Genomic DNA, 15,287 nt, shown 5'->3' on the forward strand with positions numbered 1-15,287 from the left:
ATGAACGACCACCACGACTCGCCCGCGCGCCGCGCCCTCGGACACGACGCCGCCGAACGCATCAGCGCGGGATGCTACGGCGCCCTCGTCTCGGCATCCACTCTCATCGGTCTCGGCAACGCCGAACTCAGCGACGTGATCGCCGTGGTGGCGCTCACCAACGTCGTGTACTTCGCCACCCACGTCTTCGCGTACTCGCTGGGCGACGTGTCGTCGAAGCGTCCGTGGCAGATCGTCCGGCACCACCTCGCGGTCGGTGCGCCGATGGTTTCGGTGACCTTCCTGCCACTGCTGGTGGTCGTCGCGCTGTCCGCCGCGGGGGCCGACCTGCAGACGGCCCTGCTCTGGGGCGTCGGCGTGGCCATGGCCTACCTCGTCGTCGTCGCCACCGCCGGAGCGCGGCTGCGCGGCTACCCCGCCGTCGCCGTGGTGCTCACCGCGATCGGATCCGTGGTCATCTCGGGACTGCTGATCGTGGCGAAGCTGCTGTTGCACTGAGGCCGTCCGGCCGCGTCACCCCGATTGTCGGCGGGTCGTGCGAGGGTGGGTTCTCGTGACCCCCGGTTCCTCCCCGCCCCTCACCGTCGTCGGCGCCGTCAACGTCGACCTCACCGCCCGCGTCGAGCGCGCTCCCGCTGCCGGAGAGACGGTCGCCGACGGCGTGCTGCAACGCGGCCCCGGCGGCAAGGGCGCCAACCAGGCGGTCGCGGCCGCCCGGCTGGGCGCCGCCGTGCGGCTGATCGGCGCGGTGGGCGACGACGCCGACGGTCGTGGCATCCGGGATCGGCTCGCCGCGGTCGGCGTCGACGCATCGGGCGTGCAGACCGCCGGGGCCGCGACCGGCACCGCCCTCATCGTGGTCGACGCGACGGGTGAGAACTCGATCGTCGTGTGCGCCGGCGCGAACGCCGCCATCGACGCGACGACGCTCGGGATCGAGCCGGGCGCCGCGGTGCTGATGCAGCTCGAGGTGTCGGATGCCGTCGTCTCGGCCGCCGCGGCCGCCGCCGGCTTCTTCGCCCTCAACGCCGCCCCCGCCCGCCCGCTCCCCGCCGGAGTGCTCGAGCGATGCGACCTCGTGATCGTCAACGAGACCGAGTACGCGCAATTGCCCGAGGTGCACGACGCTCCCCTGCTCTGCGTGACGCTCGGCGCCGACGGCGCACGGCTGTTCCGTCACGGCGAGCTCGTGGCCGCAGCCGCCGGTGTCGCCACGACCGTGCGCAACACCGTCGGCGCGGGCGATGCGTTCTGCGCGGCTCTCGTCGTCGGGCTGCTCCGGGAAGACGCCGAGGCCGACGCCCTGGCGCGCGCCTGCGCGGTGGGGTCGGCGGCCGTCGCCGACGAGGCCTCGCAGCCGGCGCTCGGCCCCCTCGACACGTACGGAGCGTCCGCATGACCCGCCGCCGGATCCTCGTCGACTGCGACACCGGCATCGACGACGCCCTCGCCCTGGCGTACCTGCTGGCCGAACCGAGCGTCGAGATCGTCGGGGTGACGACGGTCTCCGGCAACACGGATGCCGCCCGCGCCGCCGCCAACACCCTCTCGCTCTTCGAGCTCGCCGGCGAGAACGACATCCCCGTGGCCGTCGGCGCCCACGACTTCCGCGGCCGCGCCTACGCCGGCGGCGCGCCCCACGTGCACGGCGACGACGGGCTCGGCGGCATCGCACTGACCGCCGCCGCCCGGGCGCACGATGCCCGCGCCGCCGTCGAGCTGATCGACCACGCGGCCACCCGGCATCCGGATCTCACCGTGCTCGCCCTCGGGCCGCTGACGAACCTCGCCGCGTACGCCGAGGCCCCCGGCGTCGCCCGGTTCGACCGTCTCGTCGTCATGGGCGGCGCGTTCGCCCACTCGGGCAACGTCACCGCGTGGGCCGAGGCGAACATCCACAACGACCCCGAAGCGGCCGCCGTCGTTCTCGCGCAGGACTGGGACACCACGCTCGTCCCCCTCGACGTCACGATGACGCAGACCCTGGATGCCACCGACCTCGTGCGTCTCGAAGCGATCCCCGGCGCTCTGCCTCAGGCGTTGGCCGCGATGCTGCCGTTGTACCTCGACTTCTACGCGGGCCGCGTATTCCCCGACCGTCGCTGCGCGCTGCACGACCCGCTCGCCGCGATGGTGGCCGCGGGAGTGCTGCGCGGGGTCAGCGTCTCGTCGGGACAGGTCGAGGTGCGACTCGAACGCGGAGAGCGCGGGCGCACGGTGTCGTCGCGCGGTTCGTCGACGCAGCGGTGGGTGCGCGGCATGGAGGGGTCCGCGATCGAGGTGCTGCTGGAACGGCTGGAATCGCGGGAGTGGCCGGGCTGAGGTGCGGCCGTCGGTTCAGGAGCGGTGCAAGCGGCGCTTCAACCAGGCCGTCATGCGACCGGTGTGACGGTCGGTGAACTCGTTCGCGAGCTGGAACGCCTCGTCGCCGATGTTCGCGCCGGCGGTGATGGCCTCGATCGACCGCAGTGCGCGTTGTTCCTGTTCGTCGTCGTGGGCCATGGTGTCCAGCTTACGAGCGTCGGGAGGTCGGGGCGTCGGTCGTTGCGGTGAGAACGACGAAGCCCGCCTCGCGAGACGCGGGGCGGGCTTCGTGGTGATGCGGGGTGTGCCGGGATGTAGGTTCGCCGTGTTTCTTTCAATTTCGTCCGTTTCTTGCAGCGGCAATTCCGCGGCTGAGGACTCGAATCTCATATGACTGCATCTTTCAACGAACGACTACGTCGTCGTACCCTCGGTCAGCACACAGCGCGGATTTGTCTGCTGTGGACAACTCGTCGAGAACCAGACGCCGCGTCCGTGCCCAGCGTCGGAGCTGGTCAGTGCACTGCCTGCAGTACCGATCAGTTCGCATGTACCGAACCTCGCATCTGTACGGAACATCGCAGAGGCACGTGAAGTACACCTGACGCGGAGATCCCGGGTGCACGTCCGCCGGCTTGAGGGAACCATTTGCCGAGGTGTGCCAGCGAGCAGCAATCTCGGCCCTGAGGGTCCCGAAGTCAGTCTCACCTTGAACGATCTGCCTGCCGGTGCACTTCGTACAACCTATGCCGAGTGTGGTGCGCTCTCGTGGCGACAGGTGGTAGAGGTGCCCTTTTGCGCGGCATACCCAGAGGTATTGGGTCGGTGAGTTTGGCCACACGAAATCAGGCGTCAACCCGCCATTAAACGCGAGGGAGAACTCCTCAGCAGCGTCCGCGTGCAGCGTTTGCAAATCGTTGACCCCGCGAACGAGCCGTCGGTGAACGCACACGGGGCAATATCCGCCACGGCGTTGCAGATTGGCCAATGTGTCAGAGAATGGATGTTGCTTCGCTGGACATCTCCAGTGCACTTCCTCAGACCACACGGCCAGGTCGCGCGGGTCAAGGTCAGGGTTGGCAACACCATCCCACCAGGCCAAGAAGTGCCCTAACTCTTGTGTCAGGTCGACTCGCCGCTGATTCGAAACCTCACAACGCTTGCAGTGGGGGTTTGCCACGAAGTAGTCGATGGGAAGTTGAAAGCAGTGTCCTTCCGAACACTTCCAATGGGCGGCGCGGGAGCGTCCGGTCGTCTGCTCCCAGTAACGAAGCCCGTCCAAAAGGTTGGCGGAGTGGTCCCAGTACGCAAATACGCGAGGGTCTGTGGTGGCGATGTCCGTGACGCCAGGAACTGCGATCCGCCCGGCGCAAGCCCCACAACCGTTTCTGCCCGAGCGGCGTCGGGTTGCGAGCAGGGCCGAGGATACGTGTCCCGCCCTGCATATCCAGGTGCTCGGACTGCGATGGCCGTTACCCAGCTCGTCGTATTGATGACCGGTCGCGCTGTACCAAAACTCGTGTCGAAACCGCCCTTTCGCAGCGGGCACGATGTACATCGGCGACGTTGGCGAATCAAAACCCGGAAACCCGGGAGCGATACCTGACCGTCGAGTGGGCCACCTCTTGAAATCGATACCGGACAGGTCCCGATCATGTGGTGCTAGAAGCTTGGGTGGATAGGCGGCCTTGCCGCTGACGTGCCAACCAGGCGTGGAAGCCAGCGCAACGCGGAAGAAGTCGGACCTCAAGCTGTACCTGACCGTCCGAACGAGGTCCCGCTGGAAGGGAGCGCGCAACGCTATGGCGATCAGCTTAGCCAAAGCGTTCTCTACCGAGTCGAGGTCATTCCGCGGATCGAGGACACCGGTGAGCAACCGCGGGTCTTCGAGCAACCGGTACAGGAAGATGGCAGCTGGATAGACGACGGTCGCCGCATTGAACGGGAGGCAGACATGTTCGCCGCAGAGTTCCTCACGCCGGCTCGAGTCATGGAGTCTCGCCTGAAGTCGCGGCTGGACATGACCGACGTGCTCGCGGTCAGCGAAGAGTGGGGCGTCGAACCGCGCTCTGTCGTCTACCGCAGCAGAGAGCTCGGTAAAGTTTCCGAAGCCACCGCCCGGCGCGGATACATCCGTCTCAATCAGATCGATATACCCCACGAGCCGGTGGCCCGATTTCCTGGCGAACTTCCTTCGCTTCTGTCAAAGGCAGTCGAGTTGGCTGAGCAACGAGGCACAACGATTCCCAAGCTTGCACGCGAGCTAGCTTGGACTCCCGCCCATGTCCGTCGAATGCTCGGCGCTCAGGATGACCGGCCGCACTTGACCTTGGCCGTGTAACGCGGTCGTCGAGTTCTCATCCACCCCCGCGTCGGCCTCTATGCCGGTCATCAACTCATCCTCGACCAACGGGGGCTTACGTCCCGCGTCAAGAACGACCACCTCAGCTCGGCGATTCCGCACCCAGTGCGATGACGGCCCGGCTCCGTCTCAGCGCGCGCCGCGAATCGGATACCCCGTCAGCCGATCCTTCACCTGCGTCGCAAGCACCCGGTGGTCCCAGAGATGTTGCTGGACCGCGTCGCTCGCGCCAGGGTCACCGAGGTTTACGCCAGCACGAATGGCAGTGAGCGCGCGATGAGCAGAGTGCCCGAGGTCTAGGAGTTCGTCGGGCGTGCACAGGTAGAGATGCGGCGCCGCGATGGGTACCGCTCTCGGATCAATTAGCCGGGACGGAGCGACGATAATGCCCACCGAATTTGGAGGGTAGGTGTCGACGTCCTTTTCGTCGGCAAGCGAATCGAGTTGAGTGTTCGCTTTGCGTACGTACTCCATGCTCAAACGGTCCGCGGTTTGGTCGCTCTTCGCCTCCACGGCCAGCCATAGGCCGTCCCAGAGCCAGGCGGCGTCGGTGTTTCCCGCGGCCGTCGGCTTGAAGGAGTCGGCGCCAAGGAAGCGGCCGAGCTCGACGAGCCCCAGTTCGTACTGGCGCGGCTCGGTCTGCGCAAGCCGACCGAGCATCACCTGGGAGCGGCTAGCGAAGGTGCCGCTGGAGCGAAGAGGTCCTCGCACCAGAGCTAGGACCCGCTCCACCGCTTCGTCGTCGCAGGGCTCGGCTATGACGGCCTGTGGGGCAAGCGGCTGAAGTTCGCGCAACCAGACAGCACCAGTCGCCGCACCGTGGGCGATTTTCAGTAGCTCAGCCGAACGCGCTCCGGCAGCGAAGTTCCCGTTCTCGGCCGAGAGACCAAACCAAGCGCTTGCGAGATAAGCCCACAGAGCGCGATACGACCGCGCCCCGCTGTCACGCAATCCTTCGAGTACCGCCACGGCGGCCCTAGCCGCCCCCTCCCAGTCTGCTTGCCATGCTTTCTGCCAGGCCGCTACCTCGCGCGCGGCGCTCTCGGCTAGCTGCCCCGACAGTGGTTGAGGAACACGCTCAGCCGTCAGTCGGCGGTCGGCGATGGCTTGCTCACCGTAGGTGCGCCAGTCCTCGTCTTGCTCCAGGGCACTATAGGTGAGCGCCACGAGGTTGCTGAAATTTGTCGCACTCGCCTCGAGGCCGAACTCGATCTCAGCTTGCAGCTCGACGGGCATCGACCTGACGTTGTCAGGATCGGAGAGGTACTTGAGAAGATCCTGACCGTGCACTGCGACCACAGCCCAGTCCTGCGGACCGCGGGTGCAACGGCCGGCGCCTTGCACGATCCGGGTACGGACTCGCTCCGCCAGGACCTCCCCCGCCCGGAGCTTCCCGCCGAGGAACCGGTCCTGGAGGTGCGACGCAGCGGGCACCTCGGCAAGAACCATGAACCGACAACTGTTGTCCGCCAGGTCCATGCCGTCGTAGCGGTTCGGAGCAAGCAGGGTCCCGCGATCACCTTCCTTGAAGGCGTCCACCGCTGTGTCGGAGGCGATGACTTGCTCCGACCGAGGCACGCCGATCAGCTTCGCAATCTGCTTCGCGGTCGACTTAGCTTGCGTCAGAATGAGGCGCTTGTCTGCGAGGCCGGCAATGCGCTCGATGGCCGAAGGCTCTTCGACAGCATCTACACCGTCGAGCTCATCTGGAGTCATCGGCGCCAGCTCTTCTGTGGCGTCCTGGGATGGATCGAACTGCGCGAGGTCGGGAAAAACAAAGAATCTACGCCCACTTCCGGTCCGCTCCCACACCTCGGGGGCCGCAATCCGAGAAATTGACGAGCGCCCGAAAGCCCGCTCGAGTTCGCCAGCCTCTCCGAGGGTCGCCGAGAGGTAGATGCGCTGAAGCGGGCCGGTAAAGGCGGTGTGCTCGAAAGTGGGCGGGATCATGGGGCGGATGTACCAATTGCTTCGCGCGACGAAGAACAGGCAGGACGACAGGTGCTCGCGGATCATGCGAAACCGCCACCACGCATCCGAGCCGTTGGGTAGGTCAGCGTCGAGAACGGAGAGGATGTCCGGCAGGCGGGTGTGCACGGCCATCTGCGGTAACAGACGCACCTCGCCGGTGGTCGCCGTGTCCAGGCCATCACCCACCATTCGAGCAGCGAGGTGCGGGTCGACGGCGTCTCCGATGGCGTCAAACAGATCATCGTAAGCACTCTCGCCGCGCTCAATTTCCAGCGACCACGCGTCCGCAACGTAGCCTTCCGCGGCGTGTGCATCATCAAAGAGGAGGGTCTTCGCGGTCTTGAACTGCGAATTCGTGTTGAAGATGTGGGAATAAGTGGTGACCGCGACAGCCTGCGCCCTCATGTATGCCGACACTTTTCGGCCGTCCCAGTCGTGGTGCGAGTCGATGAGCGCGTGAGCTTTGATCCCCTGGCGCGCAGCCGCTTCCGCGACCTGCAGCGCAAGCTGTCGTGTCGGGCAGGCGTAGACCACCCGGTGCTGATACTTCCTGCGACGCCACTCAGCGATGAGGAGACCAACCAGCGTCTTGCCCGAACCGGTCGGAAGCTCAAGGGCGACATCGGCGCCGTTGAGATGGTTCTGGTGATAATCCCGCAACTGGTCAGTTTGATGAGACCACAAGGCACCCACCCCGTCGCGCCGCCGCGGAAGTACGCCGAACAGCGTTTCTGGGGACGCTGTGGCGTCCTCGGTTCGCGCCGCCGTTGGGAAGACAGGGCGCAAGGGTCGTCCTCTGTCAGTCATGGCAGAGCCCTCGATTCAGCGACTCGTCAGCGTTTGAGGCGACACGCCGTGGTGTCCTCACTTCGCGTCGTCCCCAAGACGCAGGAAGCTGCGCATTTCGTCCGTCAGCACGGCAGCGGCAGCGACCGGGACCACCACCCGCCCGGTGAAGACATCGTCATGACCTGCCGCTGTGGCCGTCCATGATCCGTGCACGGTCTCCGTGGCGTCGCCCCGGATGACGAGGATTGCCCTCTCGTCTTGCGATTGGTACGTGTGTTCAGGGCGCAGGTCGCCCACCGACACGTCGACGTCCACGGACCCGCCAGAGGTCCATGTGGTGTCGGAAGGAACGATGTCACCGGCAATCGCTGCCACGGCTGCAGCCCGGGTGTTGGTCAGGTCGAGCGCGAACTGACGCTTCGTTGGGCCCCATATCCGTGGCGGCGCGGGCAGTTGAAGGTTCGCCCAAGTCAACTCACCGCCTTCGGGATAACCCACCTCCATAACCTCTACCGCGCCTTCCAAGTGGAGCCGAACCTCGAGATCGCGCATGAAGGTTTTTGCTATGTTCTCCACGCGAACCTCGTTGATGTCGAGCACCATCCTTGCGAGATTTTCAACTGCCAGGGGCCAGGCGGCACGGAATCTTTCCTCCCAAAGGGAGATCTCCTCGCGGTACTCATTCTCTGTCCGCCTTTCCGGTTGATACGCACCCAGGACGGAGGCCAGACCCTCACTGCTGTCCCGAATAGCCGCCAGTCGAGCCGCGGCCTCAGCACCGAGAAGCGGGCGGGCAGAAGCGCTCTCCTCCGCGTTAGCCAATGCTCGAAGCAACCGTGCGCGCATCCCGGGGATAAACTCTTCGATGGTGCTCGCAGCGTCGACTTCGAGCACCGCTATCTCACCTGTCACCTCGACGCGCAGGTCAACTGACGCTGTGCTGGCGGCGGCGCGAGCCAATAGCTGGTCCATCTCGCCGGCGTTGGCTTCGCGAGTTTCCCCATCGGCGCGGTAGTAGATCCGTCCGCTATGCAGCCCGTCGCCGTTCTCTCGGCAGATGAACACTGGATGACCCGACTTCGGCGGGCTGACGAGCACAAGCAGCACCTGATGGGTGAAGCCCTCGACAGGTACTCGCACGACATCCCATTTAGGGCCCGCAGCACCAAGGAAGGGCGCGATGGTTTGTTCAAGCGAGAGCATCTCGACCGGCGGAACGCCGACGATGCCCTCCTTAGTGACGCCGATGACCATGACGCCGTACCCGTCAAATGCCTCCATTGCCCGTTCCGGCGAGCGGTTAGCGGCGCCCAGGATGAACTTCGCGACCTTCTGCTTGTTCTGCTTCGAAGCAAGATCGCCGGGCCCTTTCAGTTCGAGGTAGTGGCGCTCTGCCAGGTCACCGATTTTTGCCGCGGCGAGCACCAGCTGGGCGGCAGCGATCTCGCCGATTGGGGGTCGCGACAGATCGATGACGTCTGCGGGGTCTTTGGAAACCGTCACTCTGTCGCAGAGCCTTCGGAAAGAAGCGACATGGTGAGCCCTTGGTCGAACGGTGCCTTCGGGGTCAGCAATGAAGCCGCCTTGAGGTGGAACGAAACAGGAGCGGCGCCAGCGACCGTCATCGCGCCAAAATCGATCATCACCCCTGTTGCCTCTTCCTCGCCGGCGGCTTCCACCGTCACGGCCGGAACGTGGAAGTCGTCTTGAATGTTCTGCCGAATGCTTTCAACGTCCTGTCGAACTTCCCGAGGGTCCTCCCCCGTCACCTCTAGGTGTCGTGAAAGCCCTCGGAGGCTAACGGCTCGTAGGTCGAACTCTCGTAGCAGTCCCGAAAGTTCATCCCAACGCGCATCAGACCCTTCGTCGCGTCCGCGAATCTTGCGAGAAGACGATCCCACGAAGAAGTTCCAACGCCCAACGTCCGCGCTCAGCATGGTTGAGCGCACCCGCCAAGCAGCAGGGCGAGCCGCCAACTCCTCCACGCTGAAATCGCCCGCCGGGAAGGCGATGGTCGATTTCGCACCGATCAGAGAGTGAACTATAGGCGCGATCACCGGGGTGAGGTCCAGTCCGTCGAGCGACTTCGCGATGCTTTCGAGACGCTGGAGGGTAAGCATCGATGCCAACGCGTCCCAGACCGCCGGCGACGACACGCTCTCTGCACGCTCGAGCACGAAGGGCAGAACGACGGCAAGCTCACCATCCGACAGCGGGTCGTGTTGCACACGGTCCAGCTCATCCTGGGACGGGTTATCCTCGAAAAACGTCGTGAGCATGTTCACTGTACGGTTCAGTCGGTCGGCCGTTGCGCCGATGAACAGTCGCGCAACCGTCGATTGAAAAGCCTGCAGCGACGCGGCGGCGTCGTCGCCCTCGACCGCCGTGATGGTGTCCGCGTCCTCTGCAGTCAAGACACCCCTCGCGCCGCGGATGAGATTGGTCCGCACGAGACCCGACAACTGAGAATCCGAGTCTGCGAAGTCGGCTTCGTCTGTGATTCTGGCGACGGACGCGACCTGTGTCGCGAGGGACCCGTTCGACTTCGGTAGGCGTTCCCGGAGGTTGGACAGCACCGTCTCCGTCTCCTCGCGCAGCCCGATCAGTACGGGGTCCTGGTCGGACAGGCTGACGACATCGGCGCTGTCCAAGACTGAGGCGAGCGATCCTCGTATAAAGATGGGACGTGCTTTCCTGACACCTTGATCGGACCAGGTCGCCACGAGGTCCGGGTTGTACGTGTGGTTGAAGTAGTTGGTGCGTTCGACCTTGATGCCTGGGTCCAGGCGTCGCACCTCTCGCGTCACGGCCTTCTTGACGCCGTCGATGAGATCCTCACGGTTTGGCTGCGACATGGCGTAGCGCACCTCTTCGACGACATCGTCTTTCTTCTTGACCACGTCACTTCCCCCTGGTTGTTGTGAGCGCTCCCTGCACGGCAAACAATTCGGCCGCGGAGAGGGTGAGTTCATGTTGCCGGTCACTTAGGACAAGGAGCCAGACGCGCTGCGCTACCAGAGTCAACAACGCGTCGTCGACCGCCTCTCCGTTCAGGAGGTTGTGCTCGTCCTCAGCGAGAGCCTGTGCCATCCGTTCACGTTTCGTGAGGGTAGGCCAGACTGTCTGCGAGAACGGATGTGTCGTCACCCACATGAATTCGGCCTTCCAATCACCCACGCGGGCGATCTCCTTTGCCGTTGAGCTGTAGGCGATGGCGAGGAACTCGTCGAATGCTTTTGCCTGGTTACCTACGGCGGTGTACGCCTTGTTCTCGACGTAGAGCGGCACGTTGCGGGTGTGGATGAGTCCGTTAAGGTCGAATGCTTCGACACTGTCGTCGAGACATGTAACGGCGCACTGCGACGTGAAGTTGTAGACGTCGAAGGGAAGCTGAATATGAGTGGTGCTCTCAAGCCATGTCTTCGTCTTGAGGACGCCCTTTCTACCGGCTTCCTGTGCGGCTTCTCGCAGCGCCAACGTTCCCCCTTGATGCAGCTCGCCACACGGTTGGGTCGAGTCCAGTACATGATCTAACAAGAACGGTTGGTTCTATCGCGACACTCCCGTCCGCACCTGCCTGAACATTCCGCTTGGGCGCGGTCCTGACGGCGACGCCTTCAGGGGGCGATTCCTGCGGCACCAACGGGGGGGGCGAAGGCGAGCGGCTCGACACCGAGACAAGCCGCCTCGTTTCGCATTGTTCCGCCATCGTCGTCTCGTCCCTACCGCGTGTCGGCGCCGATGGCGCTCGTTTCACTGGCGCGCACTTCCAGCCCGGGCGATACGCGCGATGAGCGCGAGGACGCCAATCGAAGCGACCGTCGACGCGGTCCAGCGGAGCGCCTTGGCGACAGCCGGGTTTCGCATGCCGCGCCGAACAGTCGCAAGCCGATGCCGTTGCACAGTTGACGGGGTGAGCACCAGGCACGCGCCAGAGGCCGGTCGAGGTTCTCCGACCGCAACGCAGTGATCATGCGGGATGTCGAGCACGTTCGACTTCCCACCGTCGTGCACAGCACTCGCGTACACGAGACCTTTGATCGCGGAACCGCCAGCCGGCGCCAGGATACGCAAGAAGAACTCCGTCACGACCTGCGTTGGAACGTAATCGATGGCTTCGTCGCCCGGTTTCACAGGGCGACTCAACGCGCCTACGAACTCGTGAAGGAAGGCGATCTCGCGGTGGTACTCACCAAGCTGTGGATGAAACACCGATGGAATCTCCGGCAGCCTGGTGAAGTCGACCACTCTAATCGACTCAGACAGGGTGAACTCCCCCAGAGTGACATAGCGGTCGCCGCCGTCATTGTGGCGGCGCACTTCCTCTAGAGCGGTTCGAGCCTCCATGGCTCCGTAGAACATCGGGATACCAGCCGGGCTCATTCGGTTTGGCTGCTTTGCGTACTCTCTCGGCGCAGTGCCCAGCCGACCAGCCGACGGCGCGGGCTGCAACGTTCTTGTGCTGTGCGTCTGAGCTCGCCAGAGCGTAGCGCCAGCCGGCAGCTCACGAACCACGCCAAGAATCTGGAGAAACTGCCCGATCTCGTGCAGAATCTCGCCGACGGGCACCTCCCCCGCATGCCTTGCCTCAAGCTGCGCGTCTTCACTCTCGACAATCCAAATGACGTACCTGGTCTCGTACTTCACTGCGTCGCTGAAGGCGTCCCACGCATCCCTCAGCACATCATCCCGACGGCGCCAGGCATAATTTCGCTCGACCCAAGTCTGCTCATGCAACGAAGCGCGTACCTCTTCCGCCACCCTAGGTTCGAAGGCGTCGCCGTAGTGATCGACAAGATCCCAGCTGTCCAGAGTGGATGCTTGGTATCCGCCCTCGCGTCCCTCCCAATAGATTCCCTCGCCGTCAGCGTCGTTATAGTCGCGCCGAACGCCCACCATGAACGCCGCGAGCAAGACGTCCATAGCGGCCGCAGGCTTGGCACCGCAGAAGTCGCAATGCTCGGAGTCCGCGGCTTCCGCAGCGACTGCGTCGGCAAGATGCTCGTCTCGCACGCACGCTGGGCAGACGAACTTATCGGAGTAATCCCAACCCTGCTCGTCCTGCTCGATCATCATCTCTTTTGCCATCCCCATGGGAGCCATCTTGCCCAGAACGGGGCCGAATGTGCGGGATGTGCCGCAAACGACCGTTTGCGCGACTCCCGCGGGTTGATTGCCTTTCGCCTGTGAATCGCGACGATAACTGTCGTGTTCTTCGCGCCGTCTCTTGTCTTCGCGACGCGGCGGATCATGCTGCTCACGCACCCGTTCCGCAGACAAGTTGCGCGTCCCGAAGGCGTCTCTGCGGTAGCTATCTTCCGCGCGCTTTGAACACGCGCGTGACGTTCCGTGCGCGCCGCCTTGACGGCGCGCACACCCGCACCCTTATGCTGATATTTATTGATATTCAATAAATCACGGATGGGGTGAGCTCGTGCAAGTCCAGCAGAGCTATGTCGTAGCAGGCCGTTTTGCTCTGATCGCGGCCATAGCTGTGACGATGATCTGTGCGGCGACCGCCACCGTCTTCGCCGTCGGGAACTTGGCCGACGCGATCAGCGGCCGCGCCGAGATCACAGTCCCCACACTTGCCAACATCGAGCCAGGCAGCATCGGACCTCACGTGGAGTGGGCGCGTTACGCAGGAGTGACAATGTTCGTTACGAATGTCACGGACGGGAGTTCGCTCCTCACCGGTTCGGCGCTGTTGTCACTGGGGTCGATCGTGGTCAGTGCTACGGCCATCGTTCTCCTCTGCGTCAGTTTGCTTCGATCACGCCCGTTCGACGTTTCGGTGATCGTCGCCTGGTTCATGGCGGCGGTTGTCACTCTGGCGTCAGGAATCCTCGGGCCGGTGCTGCGCGGACAGGCGATCGAGCGCATTGTTCAGTCGTTGCCCGCGCCGGCGCCGTCGGACTTGATCGGGCGCGGCGACACTGCCCTCTACGTCGCACACGAACTGGCTGCGCTTCCGCTATTGGTTGGTGGGGCCTTGGTCTTGGTTGCCGTCGCACTTACAGTGGCTCGGAAGCTCCGTCGTGACGCCGACGGGATCGTCTAGTGCCGTCCAATGGTGCTCCCGACCGCCATGTGCACTGCCGGCTGACGGAACTGCTCGACGAGCGCGGAATGAGCCTGACTGAGCTCAGCGAACGGGTCGGGGTCACGATCGCGAACCTCTCGATCCTCAAGAACGACCACGCCAAGGCAATCCGCTTCACAACCCTGACCGCTATCTGCGACGTCCTCGACTGCACGGCAGGCGAACTTTTCGTGATCGTCGCAGGCCCTCTTCCTGCGCGCAAGAGGCGAAAGAGCGGTGGCGGATGACAGCCACCATGACTCGAGGATCCGTCGTCCTGAGCGCGGACTTCTCCCATCTCCTGACGGATCGTGGGATCACGGTTGACGAACTCAGCCGCCAGGCGGGCATCCCCGTCGAGGAGCTGAGCAGGTTCGCGTCCGGTCACGCGACCGGCATCCGCTTCGACAGCCTCCTGACCATCTCGGACGTCCTTGGTTGTGACGTCGACGACCTGCTACCCCTCGCGGCCAGGCCCGGCGGCTCGGTATCGGTGAAGCCCGAGCGCCTCACGACGCGCCCGCCCGCTCACTGGCGCTTCGCCCTTGGCGGCAGCGTGGTCTCGCTAGTCGTCGTGTGGGTTCTCACCGCGATCATCAGCGCCGTCAACCCGGTCGACTTCCTGGTCTACCGCTACGGCTCGGCCGCAGCTCTCGCGGGAAACAACATCTATAAAGCCAACCTGGCAGGGCCCATGATGCCGGCCGAGGGGCTTCCCTTCACCTACACGCCGTTCGCCGCACTGACACTGCTTCCTACGAATGTGTTCGCGCCGATCACCGCGTACGTGGTCTGGTCGCTGCTGACGATGGCCCTGCTCGCGTGGGTCATCTGGCGCTGCACCCCACCGGGGCCATCGCGTGTTCACCACGCGCTGATTGCTCTCACCCTCAGCGGATTCTCGATCGTCATTGCCAGCCACATCATCTTCGGTCAGATCAACGTCCTGCTCATGACCCTGTGCCTTGCAGACATCGTCCGCAGCCCGCACAGCCGGCTGAGCCGGTTCATCCCTCCAGGTGCGCTCGTCGGAGTCGCGGCCGCGATCAAGCTCACGCCGGCGCTCTTCATCGTCTACTTCGCCGGCACGCGCCAATGGCGGCGCATGTGGTGGAGCATCACCGCCGCGGCAACCTGCACACTAGCCGCTGCCACCATCTACCCCGCCGCAAGCCGCACATTCTTCACGGAAACGGTCTGGCACCTCAGCGACAAGGTCGACCTCGGCGGCCTCTTCGCCACGTCGGGCAACAACTCTATCCAAGGCGCCCTCGCCTACTTCAACGTACATCCCCTTCTAGCCGGACTGCTGGCACTGGCTGCAGGTGCACTCGGCATTCTCGCAGCGCACGCGACCTACACCCGCGGACACGCTCTCGATGCGGCCGTCATCGTGGGGGTCACCGCCTGCCTGGTGTCACCCGTCAGCTGGCTACACCACTGGGTCTACCTCGTTCCCGCGCTGATCCTCCTCTCGGCGAACCGTTCGCGCAGCTCCCGCCGCTTTGTCTGCGTGGCATCGCTCGTGATTCTCGCCACAGGCCCGACGCTCGGCGACGTGCTCCTTGGTACCAACTTGGCGTGGGTGTGGCCGGTCGCCATCATCCTTCGTGAATCGCTACTTCTCATCGGCATCACAGCCGCGGTCCTGATCTGGCGAACGGCTATAGCTGCTCCTTCTCTGTCAGTGTCCACGATTGACCGTTCATGAGACGGTCCCGCCACCGCCGAACTACTTCCGCGAGTCGTGTCTCACAAACCGTGTCCGCAAACTATGTA

Annotated in this window: 14 protein-coding genes; 7 read left to right on the forward strand and 7 right to left on the reverse strand. The window is 64.3% G+C overall.

Going from position 1 to position 15,287, the window contains the following annotated elements; all coding sequences use genetic code 11:
* From ASF96_RS08040 to ASF96_RS08050, 3 genes are read left to right on the forward strand one after another with little or no spacing between them, the layout of a single operon-like run.
* Nucleotides 1–498 carry a hypothetical protein gene (locus ASF96_RS08040; RefSeq protein ID WP_156458777.1) on the forward strand — a complete coding sequence of 166 codons (498 nt, stop codon included), beginning with the start codon at nucleotides 1–3 and terminating at the stop codon, nucleotides 496–498.
* A gap of 55 nt (nucleotides 499–553) precedes the next feature.
* On the forward strand, nucleotides 554–1,399 hold the full coding sequence (locus ASF96_RS08045; RefSeq protein ID WP_235560555.1) for a PfkB family carbohydrate kinase: 846 nt from the start codon (nucleotides 554–556) through the stop codon (nucleotides 1,397–1,399).
* A complete protein-coding gene (locus tag ASF96_RS08050) occupies nucleotides 1,396–2,322 on the forward strand; it encodes a nucleoside hydrolase (RefSeq protein WP_055937939.1) in 927 nt (308 codons plus the stop codon). The genes ASF96_RS08045 and ASF96_RS08050 overlap by 4 nt, the downstream gene beginning before the upstream one ends.
* A 15-nt stretch (nucleotides 2,323–2,337) precedes the next feature.
* Here ASF96_RS08050 and ASF96_RS16875 read toward each other — a convergent pair whose 3' ends face one another.
* Together ASF96_RS16875 and ASF96_RS17620 are read right to left on the reverse strand one after the other, a co-directional pair.
* Nucleotides 2,338–2,502: a hypothetical protein gene (locus tag ASF96_RS16875; protein ID WP_156458778.1), complete on the reverse strand. Its 165-nt coding sequence runs from the start codon at nucleotides 2,500–2,502 to the stop codon at nucleotides 2,338–2,340.
* A gap of 205 nt (nucleotides 2,503–2,707) precedes the next feature.
* Entirely contained in the window at nucleotides 2,708–3,862 is a 1,155-nt protein-coding gene (locus ASF96_RS17620) for a zinc-ribbon domain-containing protein (RefSeq protein ID WP_442922483.1), read from the reverse strand.
* 141 nt (nucleotides 3,863–4,003) lie between these two features.
* On the opposite strand from ASF96_RS17620, the gene ASF96_RS16880 reads away from it, so the two are divergent.
* Nucleotides 4,004–4,645 carry an ImmA/IrrE family metallo-endopeptidase gene (locus tag ASF96_RS16880; protein ID WP_156458779.1) on the forward strand — a complete coding sequence of 214 codons (642 nt, stop codon included), beginning with the start codon at nucleotides 4,004–4,006 and terminating at the stop codon, nucleotides 4,643–4,645.
* 150 nt (nucleotides 4,646–4,795) lie between these two features.
* Here the strand turns inward: ASF96_RS16880 and ASF96_RS08060 are convergent, their stop codons facing one another.
* The 5 genes from ASF96_RS08060 to ASF96_RS08080 form a co-directional block, all read right to left on the reverse strand.
* Nucleotides 4,796–7,423, reverse strand: coding sequence for a DEAD/DEAH box helicase (locus tag ASF96_RS08060; RefSeq protein WP_162239413.1), 2,628 nt, complete (start codon nucleotides 7,421–7,423; stop codon nucleotides 4,796–4,798).
* A 78-nt stretch (nucleotides 7,424–7,501) separates the two neighbouring features.
* Entirely contained in the window at nucleotides 7,502–8,929 is a 1,428-nt protein-coding gene (locus ASF96_RS08065; RefSeq protein ID WP_055937947.1) for a hypothetical protein, read from the reverse strand.
* Nucleotides 8,926–10,326: a hypothetical protein gene (locus tag ASF96_RS08070; RefSeq protein ID WP_055937950.1), complete on the reverse strand. Its 1,401-nt coding sequence runs from the start codon at nucleotides 10,324–10,326 to the stop codon at nucleotides 8,926–8,928. The genes ASF96_RS08065 and ASF96_RS08070 overlap by 4 nt, the downstream gene beginning before the upstream one ends.
* Before the next feature lies 1 nt (nucleotide 10,327).
* The gene (locus ASF96_RS08075; protein ID WP_055937953.1) at nucleotides 10,328–10,903 is read right to left on the reverse strand and encodes a hypothetical protein; all 576 of its coding nucleotides are present in this window, start codon (nucleotides 10,901–10,903) and stop codon (nucleotides 10,328–10,330) included.
* A gap of 276 nt (nucleotides 10,904–11,179) precedes the next feature.
* On the reverse strand, nucleotides 11,180–12,691 hold the full coding sequence (locus ASF96_RS08080) for a HEPN-associated N-terminal domain-containing protein (RefSeq protein ID WP_156458780.1): 1,512 nt from the start codon (nucleotides 12,689–12,691) through the stop codon (nucleotides 11,180–11,182).
* A 169-nt stretch (nucleotides 12,692–12,860) separates the two neighbouring features.
* Here ASF96_RS08080 and ASF96_RS08085 point away from each other — a divergent pair, with 169 nt between their 5' ends.
* Genes ASF96_RS08085 through ASF96_RS08095 form a run of 3 tightly spaced genes read left to right on the forward strand, consistent with a single transcriptional unit; the run spans nucleotide 12,861 to nucleotide 15,219 of the window.
* On the forward strand, nucleotides 12,861–13,487 hold the full coding sequence (locus ASF96_RS08085; protein WP_055937960.1) for a hypothetical protein: 627 nt from the start codon (nucleotides 12,861–12,863) through the stop codon (nucleotides 13,485–13,487).
* Nucleotides 13,487–13,756, forward strand: a complete 270-nt coding sequence (locus ASF96_RS08090; protein ID WP_055937963.1) for a helix-turn-helix domain-containing protein — start codon at nucleotides 13,487–13,489, stop codon at nucleotides 13,754–13,756. Before ASF96_RS08085 ends, ASF96_RS08090 begins: the two co-directional genes overlap by 1 nt.
* Entirely contained in the window at nucleotides 13,753–15,219 is a 1,467-nt protein-coding gene (locus tag ASF96_RS08095; RefSeq protein ID WP_055937966.1) for a glycosyltransferase 87 family protein, read from the forward strand. The genes ASF96_RS08090 and ASF96_RS08095 overlap by 4 nt, the downstream gene beginning before the upstream one ends.
* Nucleotides 15,220–15,287 lie beyond the last annotated feature (68 nt).

This window comes from Microbacterium sp. Leaf179 (assembly GCF_001423785.1).
Taxonomy (GTDB): Bacteria; Actinomycetota; Actinomycetes; order Actinomycetales; family Microbacteriaceae; genus Microbacterium.